Below are 18,876 nucleotides of genomic sequence, written 5' to 3'. Positions count from 1 at the left end.
CCGCGTCTACCAGCGCACCAGCGCGGAACCCCAGGTGAAGCCGCCGCCCATGGCTTCGAACAGCACGAGATCGCCTTTCTTCACCCGCCCGTCCTTGACGGCGACGCCGAGCGCCAGCGGGATCGACGCAGCCGACGTGTTGCCGTGCAAATCGACGGTCAGCACCACCTTCTGCGGCGCAATATGAAGCTTATGCGCCGAAGCATCGATGATTCGCTTGTTGGCCTGATGCGGGATGAACCAGTCGATGTCCTCGGCCGTCGTCCCGGTCGCATCGAAGGCGTCCACGATGACGTCCGTGATCATGCCGACCGCGTGCTTGAACACTTCGCGGCCCTCCATCCGGAGATGGCCGACGGTCTGCGTCGTGGACGGGCCGCCGTCCACGAACAGCTTCGACTGGTGCCGACCGTCCGAGCGCAGATGGGTCGTGAGCACGCCGCGATCGGACGGCAAACCCGGCTGGTCCTGCGCCTCCAGCACGACCGCTCCGGCGCCGTCGCCGAACAGCACGCAGGTGCCACGGTCGTTCCAATCGAGAATGCGCGAAAACGTCTCCGCACCGATCACCAGCGCGCGCTTGTAGGCGCCGGAGCGCAGGAAATTGTCGGCGGTGGCGAGCGCGAAGACGAAGCCGGAACACACCGCCTGCAGATCGAAGGCGGCGCCATGATGGATACCGAGCCCGTTCTGGACTGCAACCGCGGTGGCCGGAAAGGTGTTGTCCGGCGTCGAGGTCGCGAGCACGATCAGGTCGATCGCCTGGGCGTCGAGCCCGGCATGTTCCAGCGCCGCGCGCGCGGCGTTGATCGCCAGGTGCGAGGTGAACTCGCCTTCGGCCGCAATGTGGCGTTCCCGAATGCCGGTACGCTGCACGATCCACTCGTCCGAAGTATCGATTCGGGCCGCCAGTTCGGCATTGGTCAGCACCTTCTGCGGCAGGTAAGAGCCGCAGCCCAGCACCACCGAACGTTTCGCAGTCACGAGACAGCCTCCTGCGCGGTCGGTGCCATGGCACTGCCGTCGCTATTTATCATCTGATTGATCTTGGTGAGGAGATCGCAGCGGACCATCTCATAGCCAACATCGACTGCGTAGGCAAAGCCTTCGGCGCTGATTCCGCCGTGGCTTTTGACGACCACGCCTTTCAAGCCGAGCAAAACACCGCCGTTGGATTTATTCGGGTCGAGCTTGTCCCGCAGCGCCTTGAACGCGCTGCGGGCGAACAGATAACCGATCCGGGACAGCCAACTGCTCGTCATGGCCTGACGCAGGAAGTCCGCCATCTGGCGCGCGGTTCCCTCCGCAGCCTTCAGCGCGATGTTGCCGCTAAAGCCTTCCGACACGATCACGTCGGCCGCGCCCTTGCCGATCCCGTCGCCCTCGACAAAGCCGATATAGTTGAGCTGCGACGCGCGCAGCAGCTCGGCCGCCTCGCGGATCTCCTCGTGGCCCTTGATCTCCTCGACCCCGATGTTGAGGAGGCCGACAGTCGGCCGTTCCCGGTTCAGCAGCACACTTGCCATTGCGCTGCCCATCACCGCCAGCGCCACGAGATGGTGCGCATCGCCGCCGATCGTGGCGCCGAGATCGAGCACGACGGAATCGCCACGCGCCGTCGGCCACACGCCGGCAATGGCCGGACGATCGATCCCTTGCATGGTGTGCAGATGGAAACGCGCCATCGCCATCAGCGCGCCGGTATTGCCCGCGGAGACCGCGACGTCGGCCTCCTTTCTCTTCACCGCATCAATCGCAAGCCACATCGACGACGTCTTGCGGCCGCGACGCAGCGCCTGGCTCGGCTTGTCGTGCATGCTCACAGTGACGTCGGTATGGATCACGCGCGACGCCTTTTGCAGCGCCGGGTACTTGGCGAGTTGTTCGTCGATCTGCTTGCTGTCGCCGTAGAGTAGGAATTCGCTGTCGGGATGCCGCTTCAAAGAAATTGCAGCGCCGGGAATGACGACCGATGGCCCGACATCGCCACCCATGGCGTCAAGCGCGATGCGAACCTTTTGCGGCATGAACGTCCCGGAAACCTGATCTCTTGGCGGCCCTCGTAGAGGCCGGCGGCGCACTGGAATGGCACCGTTAGGCGGTGCTCGGCGAAACGCGATACCGCACCTCCGCCGGGCGGCGACAATAGCGTGTCCCCGGCCCGACACAACCTCTTGACCGGCGTCTTTTGGCAAAAGCGAAGCGGTGTGGCCCGAACCCGAGAATAAGAAATATATTCAGATAATTCAATATCTTATTGAGGATTCCTGGCGAGATAGTGCAGCTACGTCAAACCGAATGCGGCCCCATAGACTACTTTAGCCACCAGCTACTTGCCTTTGGGCTTCCTAGTGCCGGATTTCTTCGGCGCCGCCTTGAGCGCCTTGAGCGCCGCGAACGGATGATCCCCCGGCTTGGCGGCTTCCACCACCGGCTCAAATACGGCGCCAGGTTTGCGCGGATATGGATCGACCGCGAGATACAATGCATCGGTGGCAACCCTGCCGAGATCGATCATGCCGTTCTCGATCGGCTCGGGCGGATCGGGCGTTTCCTCGTCGCTCACCTCGGCATCATCGACCAGCGCGGCCATCTGCGGAATCTGCTCGGGCGGAGCGAATATCAGGTCGATCGGCTCGTCGATCTCGTTTTCGATCTCTTCCAGCGTCACCACGCAGGTCTGCCCGATCCGCGCCCGCACATGGCCGGCCACATGGAAGCGGCCGCCGCTCTTCGGCGTCACGTCGAAGGAAGCCTGCACCGATAGCACCTCGCGCAAGCCGCCCGTGTCGGCCACGGCTTTGCGGATGGCCTGGTCGGCCTTGATATCGCGATGGAGGCCCGTCTCGGGGATCTGCGCGACCACAACGGGAACACGCCACGGGTCGGGCTTCTCTGTGCCAGTCTTGCTCATTGCTGCCCGCCTGTTTTCTCCGGCGAGGGAAACTTGCCCCGGCCGCTGACCAGCGTCGCCTCGTCGAGGCTGTCGAGGCCCGCCATTGCCGCCTCGGCGTAGGCGGCCAGCAGTCGGGCCTTTTCGATGTTCTCGCCATTCAGGATATTCTTGCACATCGCCTGCGCCAGTGCCTCGCGGCCCTCGGTCAGCGCCAGGTCATAGGCCGCGGTCCGGCCATAGAAGGCTTCGCCGAAGGCCTGCATGCGCTTGGGCACCGTGAGGTCTCCGACCCCCATCTCGCGCAGATTATCGTCCATATCGTTGCAAAAATGGTCGAATAGCCCCTGCGATAGGATCGTGCCGCCCTCCACCGACTTCAGCCGTCGCAGGACCAGCCACAAGTGCAGGAGAAGCAGGTCAAAACGGCCGTTAACCGTGTCCGGAACAGCAAAGTCCCGATAAAACAACGGTTCTCGCGCCTGCGTCACGATCATGCCATAGATGGCCTCGATGGTGCCGCGCAGCGGCGTCCGGGGTTTCCTGAAGTGATTGAACGGCCAAAGCATTGTGGGTTCCGCAAGCGAACCCTCCCGGGCCGCGCATGTTGCAATCCAGCGTGCTGCCCGGTACGTCAACGCACCGCGCGATGCAAGAGGACGGGCGAATTCCTGAGATGACCGAAATGAGCCACCTGAGCGCCCGCGTGTCCTCGCCGCGCCGCCTGACCGCGCGCCGGCGCGGTTTTCGCGCCGCCGCAGCTGTTGCACTGGTCTGTGCCGTGCTCGCCGGATGCACCGGCGAGCAGTTCCAGAAGGGCTACATCCTGCCGCCCAACGCGCTGGAGCAGATTCCGATTGGCGCCAGCCAGGACCAAGTGCTGATCGTGATGGGAACGCCATCGACGGTCGCGACCTTGAACGGCGAGGTATTTTACTACATCTCGCAGCGCTCCGAGCGCAAAGTCGCTTTCATGAACCAGCAGGTCGTCGACCAGCGCGTGATCGCGATCTATTTCGACAAGAACCGCCAGGTGACGCGGCTCGCCAATTACGGATTACAGGACGGCAAGATCTTCGACTTCATCAGCCGCACCACTCCGACGTCCGGCCAGGAACTCAGCTATCTGACGCCGCTGTTCAAGCTACTCAGCTTTAACTAGCGCCCAATCTGTTCCGCTTGAATCAGAACCAAGCTCCCACTTTTGTCTTTGCGTTGTCGTTAGGCGAACCGCACCCACTTCACTCCAAAACGTCATGGCGACTTCGCCTGTTCCGCGAGGCGGAAAACCTGTGCCAAGTCGCCCGCTTGCCCTGCGTGCGCGCGTTGCCTAGGCTCGCTGCCAATCAATAATGATTCAGCAGGGAGTTAACTTGTGACGATTAGAACTTTTTCTCGCCGCCGTGTGTTGACCGGAGCCGCGGGTATTTCCGCTGCGGCGATCTTGCCGCGCGCGAGTTACGGCTCCGACTGGCGCCCGACCGAGACCGTGCGTCTCATCGTGCCAGCAGCGGCCGGCGGCAGTACCGACGTGATGGGGCGGCTGCTGGCCGCACATCTGCAGACCGCCTGGGGCCAGTCCGCGGTCGTGGAAAACCGCTCAGGCGGCGGCGGCACCATCGGCACCGCCGAAGTCGTGCGAGGCAAGGCGGACGGCCATGTGATCCTGGTCGGTAATCCCGGTCCGAATGCGATTGCCTACAGCATCTTCCGCAACATGAACTACAAGGCCGACCAGTTGCAGCCGGTCAGCAACATGATCCGGATTCCGAACATCGTGTCAGCGCATCCGTCGACCGGCATCAAGTCGATCGGAGAATTGATCGCCTACATCAAGGCCAACCCGGACAAGCTCACCTATGCCTCCTCAGGCGTAGGACAGAGCCCTCACCTCACCGGCGCCTGGTTCCTGCAGCTCACCGGATTGAAGATGGTGCACGTGCCATTCCGCGGCGCAGGCCCCGCGCTGCAGGCGGCGCTGGCCGGCGATATCCAGATCCTGTTCGACAATCTTTACCCGACGCTGCCGCAGACCCAGGAAGGCAAACTCACCGCGCTCGCTGTCACCACACCCGAGCGCAGCGCACTCGCCCCGAACGTTCCGACCATGCGCGAAAGCGCGCCGGAGCTTTCGAAGTTCGACGTCTCCTCCTGGTTCGGCATCTTCCTGCCGAAGGCCACGCCCGCTCCCGCCGTTGAAGCGCTCAACAAGGAGATCAAGGCGATGCTGGCGCGGGATGACGTCAAGAACACAATCGGCAAGATGGGCGCGACCGCCGACTGGGGAACGCCACAACAGTTTTCCGATTTCGTGCAGGCCGAGACGGCAAAATTCGCCGAGATCATCAAGCGCGAAGGCCTGCAGATGGACGCGGGCTGAGCGCCAGACGTCTCATCCAAATCAAAGCCCCGCGGCTTTCACCGCGGGGTTCTTTTTCGATCAGCTTGTCGCCGCTCAGTGCGTCAGGATCGCCAGCGGCCACTCACGGGACCCGCTCGTCCATCTCCGGCCGCATCACCACGCTCTCCTGCGCAGTCGCCTCACTACGCGATCCGACGAAGACCGACGGCGTGGCGGCGCGATTAACTGCAACGTGCAGGACGCCCGCCGGAATATAGATGTAGTCACCGGGGTGCACCCTTTCACAGTGCTGTAGCTGGTCGCCGGTCCAGATCTCCAGTTCTTCTCCGCTCATCATGTAAAGCGCCGTCTCGTGATGCTCATGCACATGGGCCTTGGTGCGCCGGCCGGCCGGCAGGGTGATAATACCGAGCCAGATCATTTTCGAGCCGACAGTCTCCGCGCTGATCCCTGGCTGATAGTCAGAACCCTGCTCGGCGCGGTAGCCGGCACTTCCCTTCACGACGAACCCCTTCCCGCCATCTCCCGAGTCCACGCCGTGCCGTTCCCGTACGATCATGTTGCTCATTTCATCTCTCCGGTTCGGGTTGCTTTGGCAACATGCGCAGGATCACTTGTCTGGAGGGCCGGAGTCTCAAAGATTGGTCCGAAAAATTCCAAATTCTTCCAAAGCTCGGTAAGCTCGCCGCATGTCCAGCGAGCCCTTCACCTTTGGCCCGTTCATGCTTGATATGGATCGCGGAATGCTGTCGCGGGACGGCCGACCGGTCGCGGTCGGCCAAAAGGGCCTCCTCCTGCTGCAGGCTTTCCTGCAATCGCCCGGCAAAATCCTCGGCAAAGCGAGCCTGATGGACGTTGCCTGGCCTGGCGTCGCCGTGGAGGAAAGCAACCTGTCAGTCCAGATCGCGGCGCTGCGCAAGCTTCTCGGCACCGCGAAGGACGGCTCCGAATGGATCGCGACGATCCCGCGTGTCGGCTACCGGTTTGCTGGGCCGGTCGCTTCTCGGGCGCAGAGCACCACGCCGCAGCGCGCTGAGAGCAATGCCCAGTCGCGCCCGATTATCGCGGTTCTACCTTTCGGCATCATTGGCGAGGTCGGCAAGGAATATCTCGCCGATGGGCTGACCGAAGATATCATCACGGCGCTATCCCGGTTTCGCTGGTTCCGGGTCATCGGGCGCGGTTCTGCCTTTATTTTCAAGGGCAAGCAGATCGATGTGCTGCAAGCCGCTCGTGAGCTTGGCGCGCGTTACGTGTTGCAGGGAAGCGTTCGCCAATCCGCTCTTCGACTGCGCATTACGGCTCAGTTCATCGACGCGAGCGACGGCAGCAATGTATGGGCGGAGCGCTACGATCTGGAGATGGCGGACGTCTTTGCGATCCAGGACGAGATCGCTGAGCGGGTAGCGGGTGCGATCGAGCCCGAGCTTCTCAAAAGCGAATCCTACGTTGCGGCCATGCGGCATACCGGCAACATGACTGCGTGGGACCTGGTGCGTCGGGGAATGTGGCATTTCCACAAGGTTACCCGCGACGGCCACCTGGCGGCGCGGGCGCTCTTTCGCCACGCTTGTACAATCGACCCGGACTTGCCGGAATCACACATCTGGCTCGGGCGCGTCAGCGCCGGGATAATCGCGTACGGCTGGAGCGACGCGCCCGGCGCGGACAGCAAGGAAGGCGTGGATGCCGCGGCCCACGCGATAGCACTCGATCCGAGAGATCCGTATGCGCACTACGCCTTCGCCATTGCCAACGCATACAGCAACGCGCCGCTGGTGGCTGTATCGGCAGCCGAGAAAGCGATCGCATTGAGCTCAAGCTTCGCATTGGGGCATCTGGTTCTCGGCCTGGCCCGTCTGTTCGCGGGCCTGGCCCGAGAGGCAATCGAACCGCTTGACCATGGTCTGGCGTTAAATCCGAACGATCCTCAAAATCTCACTTGGTACAATCTGCTCGCCTATGCACAGCTTCTCGCTGGAGAAGCCGAGCGCGCCCTTGCGACCGCCAACACGGTGCTCGCCATTCGCCCGACCTTTCGTCCGACACTGGAAACTCTCACGTGCTGCCATGTCGCGCTCGGCAAAGTGGACGATGCACGCCGCTGGGCAAGCCGCATGAACGAGTTGACAGGGCCCGAGAGTCATTTCCTCGCGCCACTAAAGCAACTGCATCCAGAATGGGACGGGCAGATATCGCAGATGCTCGACCGGGCTCGCGCATGAAAAACCCCGCGGCTCGCACCGCGGGGTTTTCGTTTTGATCAGCCTCGCCCCGGCTCAGTGCGCCAGGATCGCCAGCAGCAATAGCGCCACGATGTTGGTGATCTTGATCATCGGGTTGACCGCGGGACCGGCAGTATCCTTGTAGGGATCGCCGACGGTGTCACCGGTCACGGCGGCCTTGTGGGCGTCCGAGCCCTTGCCGCCGAAATGGCCATCCTCGATGTACTTCTTGGCGTTGTCCCAGGCGCCGCCGCCCGAGGTCATCGAGATCGCCACGAACAGGCCGGTCACGATCACGCCGAGCAGCATGGCGCCGACCGCGGAGAACGCCGCCGACTTGCCGGCCGCGCCGCCGCCCGCGATCGCGTAGATCACGAAGTAGACGAAGATCGGCGACAGCACCGGCAGCAGCGACGGAATGATCATTTCCTTGATCGCAGCCTTGGTCAGCAGGTCGACTGCCTTGCCGTAGTCCGGCTTGTCGGTGCCCTGCATGATGCCGGGCTTTTCGCGGAACTGGCGCCGCACTTCCTCGACGATCGCGCCGGCCGCCCGGCCGACTGCAGTCATGCCCATTGCGCCGAACAGATACGGCAGCAGGCCACCGAACAGCAAACCGACCACCACGTAGGGATTGTTGAGCGAGAAGTCGGGCAGCACACCCTGGAAGTACGGATGCTTCGCAGAATTGGCGATGAAGAACTTGAGGTCTTCATTGTAGGCCGCGAACAGCACCAGCGCGCCGAGACCGGCCGAGCCGATCGCGTAGCCCTTGGTGACCGCCTTGGTGGTGTTGCCGACCGCATCCAGCGCGTCGGTCGACTTGCGGACCTCCTTCGGAAGGCCCGCCATTTCGGCTATGCCGCCGGCGTTGTCGGTGACCGGACCGAAAGCATCGAGCGCCACGATCATGCCGGCCAGCGCCAGCATCGTCGTGGTCGCAATCGCGATACCGAACAGGCCGGCAAGGCTGTAGGTGATGAGAATGCCGGCGATGATGACGATGGCGGGCATCGCAGTCGATTCCATCGAGATCGCCAGACCCTGGATCACGTTGGTGCCGTGGCCCGTGACCGAGGACGAGGCGATCGACTTCACCGGGCGATAATCGGTACCGGTGTAGTATTCGGTGATCCAGATGATCAGGCCGGTGACGGCGAGACCGACGACGCCGCATTGGAACAGCGCCATGCCCGTGTACTTCACGCCCGCCAGCTCGCCGAAACCGATCAGCCAGTGGATGACGGCTGCGACGCCGAGCAGCGACAGCACGCCGGTCGCGATCAGGCCCTTGTACAAGGCGCCCATGATCGACTGGCTGGCGCCGAGCTTGACGAAGAAGGTGCCGATAATCGAGGTGATGATGCAGACGCCGCCGATCGCGAGCGGCAGGGTCATCATCGGCACCAGCAGCGGCGAGGTCGCGAAGAAGATCGCGGCGAGCACCATGGTGGCGACCGCGGTCACCGCATAGGTCTCGAACAGGTCGGCCGCCATGCCGGCGCAGTCGCCGACGTTGTCGCCGACGTTGTCCGCGATGGTCGCCGGGTTGCGCGGATCGTCTTCGGGAATACCGGCTTCGACCTTGCCGACGAGGTCGCCGCCGACGTCCGCGCCCTTGGTGAAGATGCCGCCGCCGAGACGGGCGAAGATCGAGATCAGCGAGGCGCCGAAGCCGAGCGCTACCAGCGCGTCGACGACGACGCGATCGTTGGCCTTCAACCCCATGAACTGGGTGAGATAGGCGAAGTAGATGGTGACGCCGAGCAACGCGAGACCGGCCACCAGAAGGCCGGTGATCGCACCCGCCTTGAAGGCCAGTTCGAGCCCGCCGGCCAGCGAAGTGGTTGCCGCCTGCGCGGTGCGCACGTTGGCGCGAACCGAGACGTTCATGCCGATGAAGCCGGCAGCGCCCGACAGCACCGCGCCGATCAGGAAGCCGATCGCAACCAGCATGCCGAGGAAGTAGGCCAGCAGCGCGAAGATCACGACACCGACCATGGCAATCGTCATGTATTGGCGGCGCAGATAGGCCTGCGCGCCTTCGGCGACAGCCGCCGCGATTTCCTGCATGCGCGGATTGCCGGCGTCCGATTTCAGAACGGAAGACGTGGCCCAGATGGCGTAGACAATCGAAAGCGCTCCGCAGAGCACAATCACCCACAATGCTGTCATTGAATTTGCCTCAGTTTTTTGTTCGTTCCACCCCCGCGCCGTCACCGCGGGTAGCGGCGGACGCATAAAAAGCAGGCCTTCCCTGCCCAGAAGGGCGGCCTCAAATCGGGCGGGACCATGCCAAAATCGTCCCTCCGGCGCAATGTCACGGAGGGCGAAAACCGTCGATTTTTGAAAGGAGTCACCCGGAATCCGTCCAGCCAACTGGAGCCCGCGGGCATCGGGTATTCGGCCCGGCCAAAATACAAGAGCCCGCTCAACCCCGGGCGGGATCGAGCGGGCTCACAAGCCATTCCAGTACATCCGTGAAACGACCGTTTCGAGGCCTTAGACCAGCGACAGGTTTTCCGCGCTTACCTTGCCCCGCATCTTGTCGGTCTTGAGTTCGAACTGAACCTTCTGACCTTCGGCCAGCCCGCCAAGGCCGGCGCGCTCGACGGCGGAGATGTGCACGAACACATCCTTGCTGCCATCGCTCGGCTCAATGAAACCGAAACCCTTTTGACCGTTGAACCACTTCACTGTTCCTGTAGCCATCTTCTCTTCTCCAAAGCACATAGGCTTTCATTCCGCGCGGCGATCGCACGGATTCAAATCCAATCTCGACGATGTCTCTGGAAGGAAGCCCCATAGGGCGCGTTCAAAAAGGCTCGGCGGTAATCGAATGCGCTACAACCTATAGGTTTTCAGCGAAATTGCAATGGCCGGCAGGAAATAAAGCCGACGGCATGATGCGACGCCTTCAAAAATGGCTGTAAGACAGCCGTTCCAGCGCGATTTCCTTGCCGTCTTTGTCGACGAACTTCGGAACTGAACTCCCCACGACGATCGTTCCGATGGAACTAAGCGCAACCCCTGCGCGCTGCGCAGCGGCTTCGAAGGCTCCAACACGCTCTTCCGGAATCGTGCAGAGGATTTCGTAATCGTCGCCACCGGCGATCAATGTCTCCAGTCCGACAATGCCGCGCGACACCAAACCCCGCGCCGCGTCGGACAGCGGCACCTGCTCCAGATCGACCACGGCGGACACGCCCGACACGCCGCAGAGCTTTGTCAGGTCGCCGGCCAAGCCATCCGATATGTCCATCGAAGCACTGGCGTATTCGCGAACGATCTCGGCCATCGCCACGCGCGGCTGCGGGATGCGATAGCGCCCGACCAACATCGCCCGTGCGGCTGTATCGGCGGCGGCATGCACCTTCCCCCCGCGGAGGATAGCCAGCCCCAGCCCGGCGTCTCCGATCGTGCCCGTGACCATCACGCGCTCGCCGGGTTTGGCGCCGCTGCGATGGACCATTCTGCCCGGCGGCACGCGGCCGAATGCAGTCACCGAAACCGTCAACGGCCCCGGCGTCGACACCGTATCGCCGCCGAGCAGCGGACATGCGAACTGCCTGATGTCCTCGCCCAGGGCCGCCGCGAACGGTTTTAGCCAGGCCTCATCCGCGCTGCGGAGCGCTAGCGTCAGCACAAAACCGGCCGGCGTCGCGCCCTTCGCGGCGAGATCGCTGAGGTTCACTCGCAGCGCCTTGCGTGCAACCGCATCGGGCGGATCATCGGGCAGGAAATGCACGCCCTCGACGATCGCATCCGTCGTCACCACGAGGTCATCGCCGGACGGCTTCAGCGCCGCAGCGTCGTCGTCGAGACGGAAGGCACCGGGATCAGTCGCAAGCGGCCGGAAATAGCGCGCGATCAGCCAGTCCTCGCCGGACACTGGTTTGCCGCTAGCCACGCGTGAACTCGTCGGCGCGGAACTGGCGCGCGATCTGGTCGAGCACGGCGTTGACCATGCCGGTCTCGTCCTTTTCGACGAAGGCATGCGCGACGTCGACATATTCTGAGACGACCACGCGGCCCGGCACGTCCTTGCGATGCTCGAGCTCGTAGGAGCCGGCGCGCAGCACTGCGCGCAAGATCGCGTCGATCCGCTTCAAGGGCCAGCCCTTCTGCAGCGCGTCGTCGATCAGAGGATCGAGCCTCGCCTGGTCGCGGACCACGCCCGACACCACGTCGCGGAAGAACGCAGCCTCCGCCGGCAGGTATTTCTCGCCCTCGACCTCGTTGCCGAGCCAGTGGCTTTCAAACTCGGCGAAAATGTCGTTGATCCCGGCGCCTGCGATGTCCATCTGGTACAGTGCCTGCACGGCGGCGAGCCGCGCCGCGCCACGGCGGTTGGCTTTCTTGTCGGGAGTTTTGGCGGGCTTCTTCTCTGCCATCGTCAGGCCTTTGCCAGCCGGCGTTTGATCCGCAGCATCGCCAGCGCTGCGCGCGCGGCGTCGCCGCCCTTGTTCAACTCGCTGGCGCGCGCCCTCGCCCAGGCCTGCGCCTCGGTATTGACGGTAATGATGCCGTTGCCGAGCGGCACCTTTCGCGCGACCGCAAGGTCCATCAGCGCGCGGGAGGATTCGATCGAGACGATCTCGAAATGGATGGTGTCACCGCGCACCACACAGCCGAGCGCAATCGTTGCATCATACGGCTTGCCGTTCCTGTCGGCGGCATCGAGCGCGATCGCGATCGCGGCCGGAATTTCCAAGGCGCCTGGCACGGTGATGACGTCGTGCGTCACGCCGGCGGCCTTCAGCTCGGCGACGGCGCCTTCCAGCAGCGCGTCCTGGATGTCGTCATAGAACCGCGCCTCCACGATGAGCGCGCGCGCGCCTGTGATGTCGGTCTGGTCTTTCAGCGGTGCGCGCCGTGCGTCTGCCATTGTTCAATCCATCTCCACGTGTTGGCAATTTGCAGCGGTGAGAATTGTCAACATCCGCGCGGTTTTAGTCGCGCTCTGTTACCATGTCACTTCATTTCCGAGAGCCGCGCCGCGTAGCGGGCCATCAGGTCGACCTCGATATTGACCTCGCTGCCTGCTGCCCAGCCGCCAAGCGTGGTGACGCTGAGCGTGTGCGGGATAATCAGCACCGAAAATGTGACATCCTCGACCGTATTCACGGTCAGCGACACGCCATCCAGCGTCACCGAACCTTTGGCCGCGATGAAACGCGCGAGCTCTCGCGTGGTGCGCAGTTCGAACCGGGCCATATCGGGCAGATCGTCGCGCCTGGCGATGGTGGCCACGCCGTCGGCGTGGCCGGCGACGATATGACCGCCGAGTTCGTCGCCGATCTTCAGCGCGCGCTCGAGATTGAGCTTTGTTCCCTTGGCCCAATGCTTGGCCGTGGTCATGCCGAGCGTTTCCGCGGCGGCATCGACGTCGAACCAGGCCTTGCCGCCTTCGACGCCGGAAGCGACTACCGTCAGGCAGACGCCGTTGCAGGCAATCGAGGCCCCGTCGGCGATGGTCGTCTGGTCGTAGCGGCAGGCGATCCGCATGCGGTGCAACTGCCCCTGCGCCGTTGGCGTCAGGGCGACGATTTCGCCGATGCCGGTGACAATTCCGGTGAACATTAAGCGCGCTCGTAAATAGTCAGGGTGTCTTTGCCGAGCGCTTCGCTAGCACGTACCTTGAACGCGGGCGACCCGGTGATTGCCGACAGCGGCAATGCGTCCAGCGCGGGAATGCCGTCAGCGCCGACTTTATCAGGACCGCGCAACAGCCAGATTTCATCGACCAATCCGCTCGCGACGAAGGACGACGCCACCCGCGATCCGCCTTCGACCATCAGTCTTGTGATGCCCTTGTCGGACAGCGCGTGAAGCACCGCCGATAGATCCAGCCACGGCGGCTGCGCGGTGGCCGCAACGCGTATCACCTGCGCGCCTGCCGCACCGAGTTTCACGGCGGCCGGCGCCTCGGCAAAATCTGAGGTCATCACCCAGAGGGGCGTCTGCCGCGCGGACTGAACCGGCTTACTTGTGCCGGGAATGCGCAGCGCGCGATCCAGCACCACCCGCACGGGCGACCGTGCTTCCATGCCGGGCAGGCGGCAGGTCAGCAGCGGATCGTCCGCCAACACAGTGCCGATGCCAACCAGGATGGCGTCGCATTGCGCGCGCAACAGATGTACCCGCGTTCTCGCGGACTCGCCCGTAATCGCAACGGGTTTGTGGCCGGCGGCAGCGATCTTTTCGTCGGCGGAGACGGCGAGTTTCAGGATCACATGCGGGCGCTTGTCGCGGACGCGGCGGAAATGCCCGGCGTGATCGCGCGCGGCTTCCTGAGCACCGAGCCCGACATCGACTGATATCCCGGCCGCGCGGAGTTTTGCATGTCCCTGCCCGGCCACCTCCGGATTTGGATCCTCGATCGCCGACACCACGCGCGCAATGCCGGAGGCGATCACGGCGTCGACGCAAGGCGGCGACTTGCCGAAATGCGAACAGGGTTCCAGCGTCACATACAACGTCGCGCCCCGCGCCGCCTCGCCGGCACGCCTCAAGGCTTCCGGCTCGGCATGCGGTCGCCCGTCCGGTTGCGTCCAGCCGCGCCCGATGATGACGCCATCCTTCACGATGACTGCCCCGACGGCCGGGTTGGACCAAGTGCGCCCCAGCCCGCGCCGGCCGAGCGACAGCGCAAGCTGCATGAAGCGCTGGTCCGCCGCTTTGGACTCCCTGATCTTCTGCCCGTACTGGTCTTCCAGGATGCGGAAGATCATTTGCGCAACGTGGCGATCCGCGCTTCGTCCTCGCCTGAGAGCTCGCCGAGCACGGTCTCAAAATCCTTGGCCTCGCGGAAATTGCGATAGACGGAGGCGAAGCGCACATAGGCGACGTCGTCGAGCTGGCGCAGATGCTCCATCACGATCTCGCCGATCGCCTCCGAGGAAACTTCCGCCTCGCCGCCGCTCTCGAGTTCGCGCACGATCGCCGAAACCATCTTCTCGACCCGCTCAGGATCGACCGGCCGCTTGCGGAGACTGATCTGCAGCGAGCGGACCAGCTTGTCGCGGTCGAACGGCACCCGTCGCCCGTTGCGCTTGATGACCGTCAGTTCGCGCAACTGCACCCGCTCAAAGGTGGTGAAGCGAAAGTTGCAGGCAATGCATACCCGCCGCCGCCGGATCACGGCCGAGTCCTCGGTCGGACGCGAATCCTTCACCTGCGTATCGAGACTGTTGCAGCTAGGACAACGCATCCAACGGGACCTTCGACTTGCTAGACCTTACTGATAGATCGGGAAGCGGTCGGTGAGCGCCTTCACGCGTTCCTTGATCGCGGCTTCGACCAGCGGTGCCTTGCCGTCCTCCGACTGCGCCAGCGCGTTGAGCACCTCGGCGATCATGCCGCCGACCTGCTTGAACTCGGCGACGCCGAACCCGCGCGTGGTCGCCGCCGGCGTGCCGAGACGCAGGCCCGAGGTGACGAACGGCTTTTCGGGGTCGAACGGAATGCCGTTCTTGTTGCAGGTGATGGCGGCGCGCACCAGCGCCTTCTCGGACACGTTGCCCTTCAGCCCCTTCGGCCGAAGGTCGACCAGCATCAGATGGTTGTCGGTGCCGCCGGAGACGATGTCGAGGCCATGCCCACGCAGCGTTTCCGCCAGCGCCTTGGCATTCTCGACGACGTTCTTCGCATAGATCTTGAAGTCCGGACGCAGCGCCTCGGCGAACGCCACCGCCTTGGCGGCGATGACATGCATCAGCGGACCGCCCTGCAGGCCGGGGAAGATCGCCGAATTCAGCTTCTTGGCGAGCGCCTCGTCGTTGCAGAGAATCAGGCCGCCGCGCGGGCCGCGCAGCGACTTGTGCGTCGTCGTCGTGGTGACGTGGGCATGCGGCACTGGCGAAGCATGGACGCCACCGGCGACGAGGCCGGCGAAATGCGCCATGTCGACCAGCAGATAGGCGCCGACGCTATCGGCGATCTCGCGGAAGCGCTTGAAGTCCCAGGCGCGCGAATAGGCCGATCCGCCGGCGATGATCAGCTTCGGCTTCACCTGCTCGGCCTGCTTCGCCACCTCATCCATGTCAATGATCTGGTCCTCGCGCCGCACCGTATAGTGCGCGGCCTTGAACCACTTGCCGGACATGTTGACCGGCGAGCCGTGCGTGAGATGGCCACCGGCGGCGAGGTCGAGGCCCATGAAGGTGTCGCCGGGCTGCAGCAGCGCCAAGAACGCCGCCTGGTTCATCTGGCTGCCTGAATTGGGCTGGACGTTAGCAAAGCCAGCGCCGAACAGTTTTTTAGCGCGCTCGATCGCCAGCGTCTCGGCGACGTCGACCCATTCGCAGCCGCCATAGTAACGCGCGCCCGGATAACCTTCCGCGTACTTGTTGGTCATCACCGAACCCTGCGCTTCCAGCACGGCCCGGCTGACGATGTTTTCCGAGGCGATCAGCTCGATCTCATGCCGCTGGCGGCCGAGTTCGCCCTTGATCGCGGCAGCGATTTCCGGGTCGGCCTCGGCGAGCGTGGCCGTGAAGAACGAGTCGGGCGCGGAGGCGGTCTTGGCGCTGGTGGGCGAGGAGGTCATTGGGCGAAATATCTCCACCGCCGCAAACCCTTAGGGGCGAAGCGGGCGGGTCTGGTGTGGCGGTCGAAAGAAACGCCTGCGAGATACCACATCGGCCGGAATTGGCCAAGCACTTGCGGTACAGTGCTGGTATTTATGCAAGATATGGTGGGAATGAAGGGGGTCTTGCCCCGTGTCCCGGACGCGGTGCAGCGCCCCTTGGCGGTGCGCCGCAGAGCCGGGACTCAGGTTCCCCAGGACGTGCCAGCCAGCTGGGTCCCGGGTCTGCAGCGCACCATCCGATCCGCTCATGCTCCGCAGCGCCCGGGACACGAGCCCCTCACGCAAACCGGTATGGCCCGCCCTTGGCGACCGAGCGCTGGAACGCCGGACGGGCGTGCATGTGCTCCAGCCAGGCGGCCAGGTTCCGATAGGGCCCGAGCTTGTCGAACACTTTTGCCAGCTCGCCGACAAAGCTCATCTGGATGTCGGCGCCGCTTAGCGACGCCCCGACGAAAAACTCCCGCCCGTTCAGCGCGCGGTCGATATAGCCGAGGTGGTTCGCCAGTTCGTCGTCGATGCGCGGATGCAGCGGCGCACCCGCCTCCTTCAGCCGGCCGATATAGAGGTTCAGCATCAACGGCAACATCGCCGAGCCTTCGGAATAGTGCAGCCACTCGTTGTAGGCCTCATAGTCCGCGCTACCGGGCGCCGGCATCATCGCGGGCTTGTCCTTTCCCTGGCCGTAGCGGCGGATGATGTAATCGACGACGGCACCGGATTCGGCGATGGTCATGTCACCGTCAGTGATGACGGGCGATTTTCCAAGCGGATGAACCTCTTTCAATTCCGGCGGCGCCAGCCGCGTCTCGGCGTTGCGCTGATAACGCTTCAGCTCATAGGGCGTGCCGAGCTCCTCCAGCAGCCACAAAATTCGCTGCGAGCGGGAGTCGTTGAGATGATGAACCGTGAGCATGGGGCTTCCTCTGGTCTTGCTAGAGCGTGGCGGTTCGCTCGAAACTGTCATTTGGCGAGCGAAGCGAGTTGTCCGCAATCCATAGCGTCGCGTGGGATAGATGGATTGCTTCGTTGCGCTCGCAATGACGACGAGTGCCAAAGCACCACAATCTGTCATCCCCCGCGGGCGGGAACACGCACACGAGCATACAGGTACAGCGGGAGCATCCCGGCCTTCCCTGCGCAATGGCTTTACGGCTTACTTCGAGCTTTCCTCGGAGAACGGCTTTCTAGCCTCCGTCGTCCCCGAGAAGCTTCGCTTCTTAGGAACTTAACGCACCGCGGCGCCGCGTGATCGCCAACTGGAACCGCTACGGCACAAGTGAGGCGCGGGCGGGCGCACGGCAATTCGAATTGGCTCAATCGAGAACCAGGCGGCCGGCAGGCTCAGCGCGATCGCTTCCGCCTTTGACGACGACGATTTCGCCGCTGGCCGGCGAGACGCCGGTGAGCGCCGAAATATTCGCACCGTGCGTCACGATGAGGAGGTTTCCGCGCGAGGTCCATTTGGCGATGCGCGCGCGGGCGCCCGCCGTTAGCGTCTCTCGTTGATCGCGCAGCACCACGACATTACCGAATGTCGCAACGGTCTCGACCGGCCCCAAGTTCAGCAGTTTGGCGGTGTCGATGCATCGGCACCACGGCGAGCTCAGGATCGTTTCAAACGCAATCCCTTCCCGCTTGAGCCGCGCACCGATCTTCTCGGCGTCCGCCCGCCCCTTGGCGCTCAGGTTGCGCTGGGTGGCACAGTCTTCAACGCGAAAACCGGGCGGATCGCCGAAGCCTCCCGGCGCATCGGCATGCCGCATCAGCGCGACATGCCCCCCGCCGCGCAACGCCTTCCAGGCATTGGCGGCTTCGTCGGCAGTGGCGATCTCCGCCGAACCCAACAAACCGGCGAGGAACGCGAAGATGGCAAAGCGAATGCAGGACATGGCAAAGCGGCCTTGCTAAAAATACGCAATCAGGCGCCCCGCGCAGATGACGCCGAGCCACAGCAGGATCGATAGCAGGGCAGTCACCTTGGCTGCGCCGGACGCCTTGTCACCCCAGTGTTCAACATAACGCCATGGAACGGCATGCGCGATCACGATGTTGATCAGCGCCGCACCGATCAGAAGCAGCTTGATCTGGAACGCAGGATTTTTCACGACATGCGAAGCATCGGCGCTGAACAGCAAAAAGCCCATGCTGATCGCGAGCAGAAAGCCCGCACGCGACAAGGGCAGCAGCAATTGCGCCATCGGTTGAATGGCAAGCGTGCGCCCGAGTCCCAGCAGCCTCAAGTCGAGCGCCAGGATCGATCCGACCAGGATCACGAAACCGATAATGTGCAGAATCTCGACCGCAGGATAGAGCGCCGGCGAAGAGCGCATCACATGACCAAGCGCACTTTCCTGCAGGGCCAGGAATATTGATGCGGCCGGCTGGTGTTCCACTGCCCTACCGCAACTCGATACGCTTGCCGTCGAGCACGATATATTCGATCCGCGCCTCGTCCGGCTTGCTGGTGTGCGGATAGCCGAACACGGTGCAGGTCTTGCCGGGCGCGATCAGTTCGCGCGTTGCGCCACGCGCCTGCATGCGCAACGGCGGCGCCAGGACGAAGTGCCAGTGCTTGCTGTCGACCTCCATCTCGATCCCGCAATGCGGATTCTCGAAGGTCGATTTCAGGATCTTGCCGGTGACGGTGAACGATTTCGATGTATCGTAGCCGCCCCAGCCGTGATGTGCGATGGCGGAAGCCGGCACAAGGCCAGCCGCCAGCGACAGAAACAAACGACGCGAGATTGAGCTCATGGCGAGCCTCCATTGCATATGAGGAACAGTATCGATCTGCCCCTGGCGC

Annotated in this window: 21 protein-coding genes; 3 read left to right on the top strand and 18 right to left on the bottom strand. The window is 63.5% G+C overall.

The annotated features are described in order from the left end of the window. Nucleotides 1-6: 6 nt before the first annotated feature. The 4 genes from CQ13_RS26530 to CQ13_RS26515 form a co-directional block, all read right to left on the bottom strand. On the bottom strand, nt 7-984 hold the full coding sequence (locus tag CQ13_RS26530) for a beta-ketoacyl-ACP synthase III (protein ID WP_057845761.1): 978 nt from the start codon (nt 982-984) through the stop codon (nt 7-9). Next, nucleotides 981-2,027 (bottom strand): phosphate acyltransferase PlsX, encoded by a 1,047-nt coding sequence (gene plsX, locus CQ13_RS26525; protein ID WP_057845760.1) that lies wholly within the window; start codon nt 2,025-2,027, stop codon nt 981-983. Before plsX ends, CQ13_RS26530 begins: the two co-directional genes overlap by 4 nt. Nucleotides 2,028-2,329: 302 nt before the next feature. Further along, nucleotides 2,330-2,914 (bottom strand): YceD family protein, encoded by a 585-nt coding sequence (locus CQ13_RS26520; protein WP_057845759.1) that lies wholly within the window; start codon nt 2,912-2,914, stop codon nt 2,330-2,332. After that, a complete protein-coding gene (locus CQ13_RS26515) occupies nt 2,911-3,462 on the bottom strand; it encodes a ubiquinol-cytochrome C chaperone family protein (RefSeq protein ID WP_057845758.1) in 552 nt (183 codons plus the stop codon). Before CQ13_RS26515 ends, CQ13_RS26520 begins: the two co-directional genes overlap by 4 nt. A 116-nt stretch (nt 3,463-3,578) precedes the next feature. Here CQ13_RS26515 and CQ13_RS26510 point away from each other — a divergent pair, with 116 nt between their 5' ends. Together CQ13_RS26510 and CQ13_RS26505 are read left to right on the top strand one after the other, a co-directional pair. After that, nucleotides 3,579-4,055, top strand: coding sequence for an outer membrane protein assembly factor BamE (locus CQ13_RS26510; RefSeq protein WP_430649715.1), 477 nt, complete (start codon nt 3,579-3,581; stop codon nt 4,053-4,055). Between the two features lie 213 nt (nt 4,056-4,268). Next, nucleotides 4,269-5,273, top strand: a complete 1,005-nt coding sequence (locus CQ13_RS26505; protein WP_057845757.1) for a Bug family tripartite tricarboxylate transporter substrate binding protein — start codon at nt 4,269-4,271, stop codon at nt 5,271-5,273. Between the two features lie 103 nt (nt 5,274-5,376). Here the strand turns inward: CQ13_RS26505 and CQ13_RS26500 are convergent, their stop codons facing one another. Then, the gene (locus tag CQ13_RS26500) at nt 5,377-5,814 is read right to left on the bottom strand and encodes a cupin domain-containing protein (RefSeq protein WP_156433931.1); all 438 of its coding nucleotides are present in this window, start codon (nt 5,812-5,814) and stop codon (nt 5,377-5,379) included. Between the two features lie 130 nt (nt 5,815-5,944). Between CQ13_RS26500 and CQ13_RS26495 the strand changes: the two genes are divergently transcribed. Beyond that, nucleotides 5,945-7,480, top strand: coding sequence for a winged helix-turn-helix domain-containing tetratricopeptide repeat protein (locus CQ13_RS26495; protein WP_057845755.1), 1,536 nt, complete (start codon nt 5,945-5,947; stop codon nt 7,478-7,480). Between the two features lie 54 nt (nt 7,481-7,534). Here the strand turns inward: CQ13_RS26495 and CQ13_RS26490 are convergent, their stop codons facing one another. From CQ13_RS26490 to CQ13_RS26430, 13 genes are all read right to left on the bottom strand, one after another. Continuing rightward, nucleotides 7,535-9,655: a sodium-translocating pyrophosphatase gene (locus CQ13_RS26490; RefSeq protein ID WP_057845754.1), complete on the bottom strand. Its 2,121-nt coding sequence runs from the start codon at nt 9,653-9,655 to the stop codon at nt 7,535-7,537. Between the two features lie 327 nt (nt 9,656-9,982). After that, nucleotides 9,983-10,192 carry a cold-shock protein gene (locus tag CQ13_RS26485; RefSeq protein ID WP_028345703.1) on the bottom strand — a complete coding sequence of 70 codons (210 nt, stop codon included), beginning with the start codon at nt 10,190-10,192 and terminating at the stop codon, nt 9,983-9,985. A gap of 205 nt (nt 10,193-10,397) precedes the next feature. Further along, entirely contained in the window at nt 10,398-11,390 is a 993-nt protein-coding gene (gene thiL, locus CQ13_RS26480; protein ID WP_057845753.1) for a thiamine-phosphate kinase, read from the bottom strand. After that, nucleotides 11,383-11,874, bottom strand: a complete 492-nt coding sequence (gene nusB / locus CQ13_RS26475; protein WP_057845752.1) for a transcription antitermination factor NusB — start codon at nt 11,872-11,874, stop codon at nt 11,383-11,385. Before nusB ends, thiL begins: the two co-directional genes overlap by 8 nt. Before the next feature lie 2 nt (nt 11,875-11,876). Then, nucleotides 11,877-12,368 carry a 6,7-dimethyl-8-ribityllumazine synthase gene (gene ribH, locus CQ13_RS26470; RefSeq protein WP_057845751.1) on the bottom strand — a complete coding sequence of 164 codons (492 nt, stop codon included), beginning with the start codon at nt 12,366-12,368 and terminating at the stop codon, nt 11,877-11,879. 86 nt (nt 12,369-12,454) lie between these two features. Then, the gene (locus tag CQ13_RS26465; protein WP_057845750.1) at nt 12,455-13,063 is read right to left on the bottom strand and encodes a riboflavin synthase; all 609 of its coding nucleotides are present in this window, start codon (nt 13,061-13,063) and stop codon (nt 12,455-12,457) included. Beyond that, complete coding sequence (gene ribD, locus CQ13_RS26460; protein WP_057845749.1) at nt 13,063-14,214, bottom strand: bifunctional diaminohydroxyphosphoribosylaminopyrimidine deaminase/5-amino-6-(5-phosphoribosylamino)uracil reductase RibD; 1,152 nt, start codon at nt 14,212-14,214, stop codon at nt 13,063-13,065. Before ribD ends, CQ13_RS26465 begins: the two co-directional genes overlap by 1 nt. Further along, nucleotides 14,211-14,693, bottom strand: a complete 483-nt coding sequence (nrdR, locus tag CQ13_RS26455; RefSeq protein WP_028345697.1) for a transcriptional regulator NrdR — start codon at nt 14,691-14,693, stop codon at nt 14,211-14,213. The genes ribD and nrdR overlap by 4 nt, the downstream gene beginning before the upstream one ends. A 27-nt stretch (nt 14,694-14,720) precedes the next feature. Beyond that, entirely contained in the window at nt 14,721-16,031 is a 1,311-nt protein-coding gene (gene glyA / locus CQ13_RS26450; protein ID WP_057845748.1) for a serine hydroxymethyltransferase, read from the bottom strand. Between the two features lie 319 nt (nt 16,032-16,350). Further along, the gene (locus CQ13_RS26445) at nt 16,351-16,986 is read right to left on the bottom strand and encodes a glutathione S-transferase family protein (RefSeq protein WP_057845747.1); all 636 of its coding nucleotides are present in this window, start codon (nt 16,984-16,986) and stop codon (nt 16,351-16,353) included. Between the two features lie 400 nt (nt 16,987-17,386). Further along, complete coding sequence (locus tag CQ13_RS26440) at nt 17,387-17,962, bottom strand: histidine phosphatase family protein (RefSeq protein WP_057845746.1); 576 nt, start codon at nt 17,960-17,962, stop codon at nt 17,387-17,389. 15 nt (nt 17,963-17,977) lie between these two features. Then, on the bottom strand, nt 17,978-18,466 hold the full coding sequence (locus tag CQ13_RS26435) for a hypothetical protein (RefSeq protein ID WP_156433916.1): 489 nt from the start codon (nt 18,464-18,466) through the stop codon (nt 17,978-17,980). 4 nt (nt 18,467-18,470) lie between these two features. Then, the gene (locus tag CQ13_RS26430) at nt 18,471-18,827 is read right to left on the bottom strand and encodes a DUF6152 family protein (protein ID WP_057845744.1); all 357 of its coding nucleotides are present in this window, start codon (nt 18,825-18,827) and stop codon (nt 18,471-18,473) included. Nucleotides 18,828-18,876: the final 49 nt, after the last annotated feature.

Origin of the sequence: Bradyrhizobium retamae (assembly GCF_001440415.1) — a bacterium.
Taxonomy (GTDB): domain Bacteria; phylum Pseudomonadota; class Alphaproteobacteria; order Rhizobiales; family Xanthobacteraceae; genus Bradyrhizobium; species Bradyrhizobium retamae.
The sequence above is the reverse complement of the archived record's forward strand: the minus strand, read 5'-3'. Positions and strand labels throughout refer to the sequence as shown.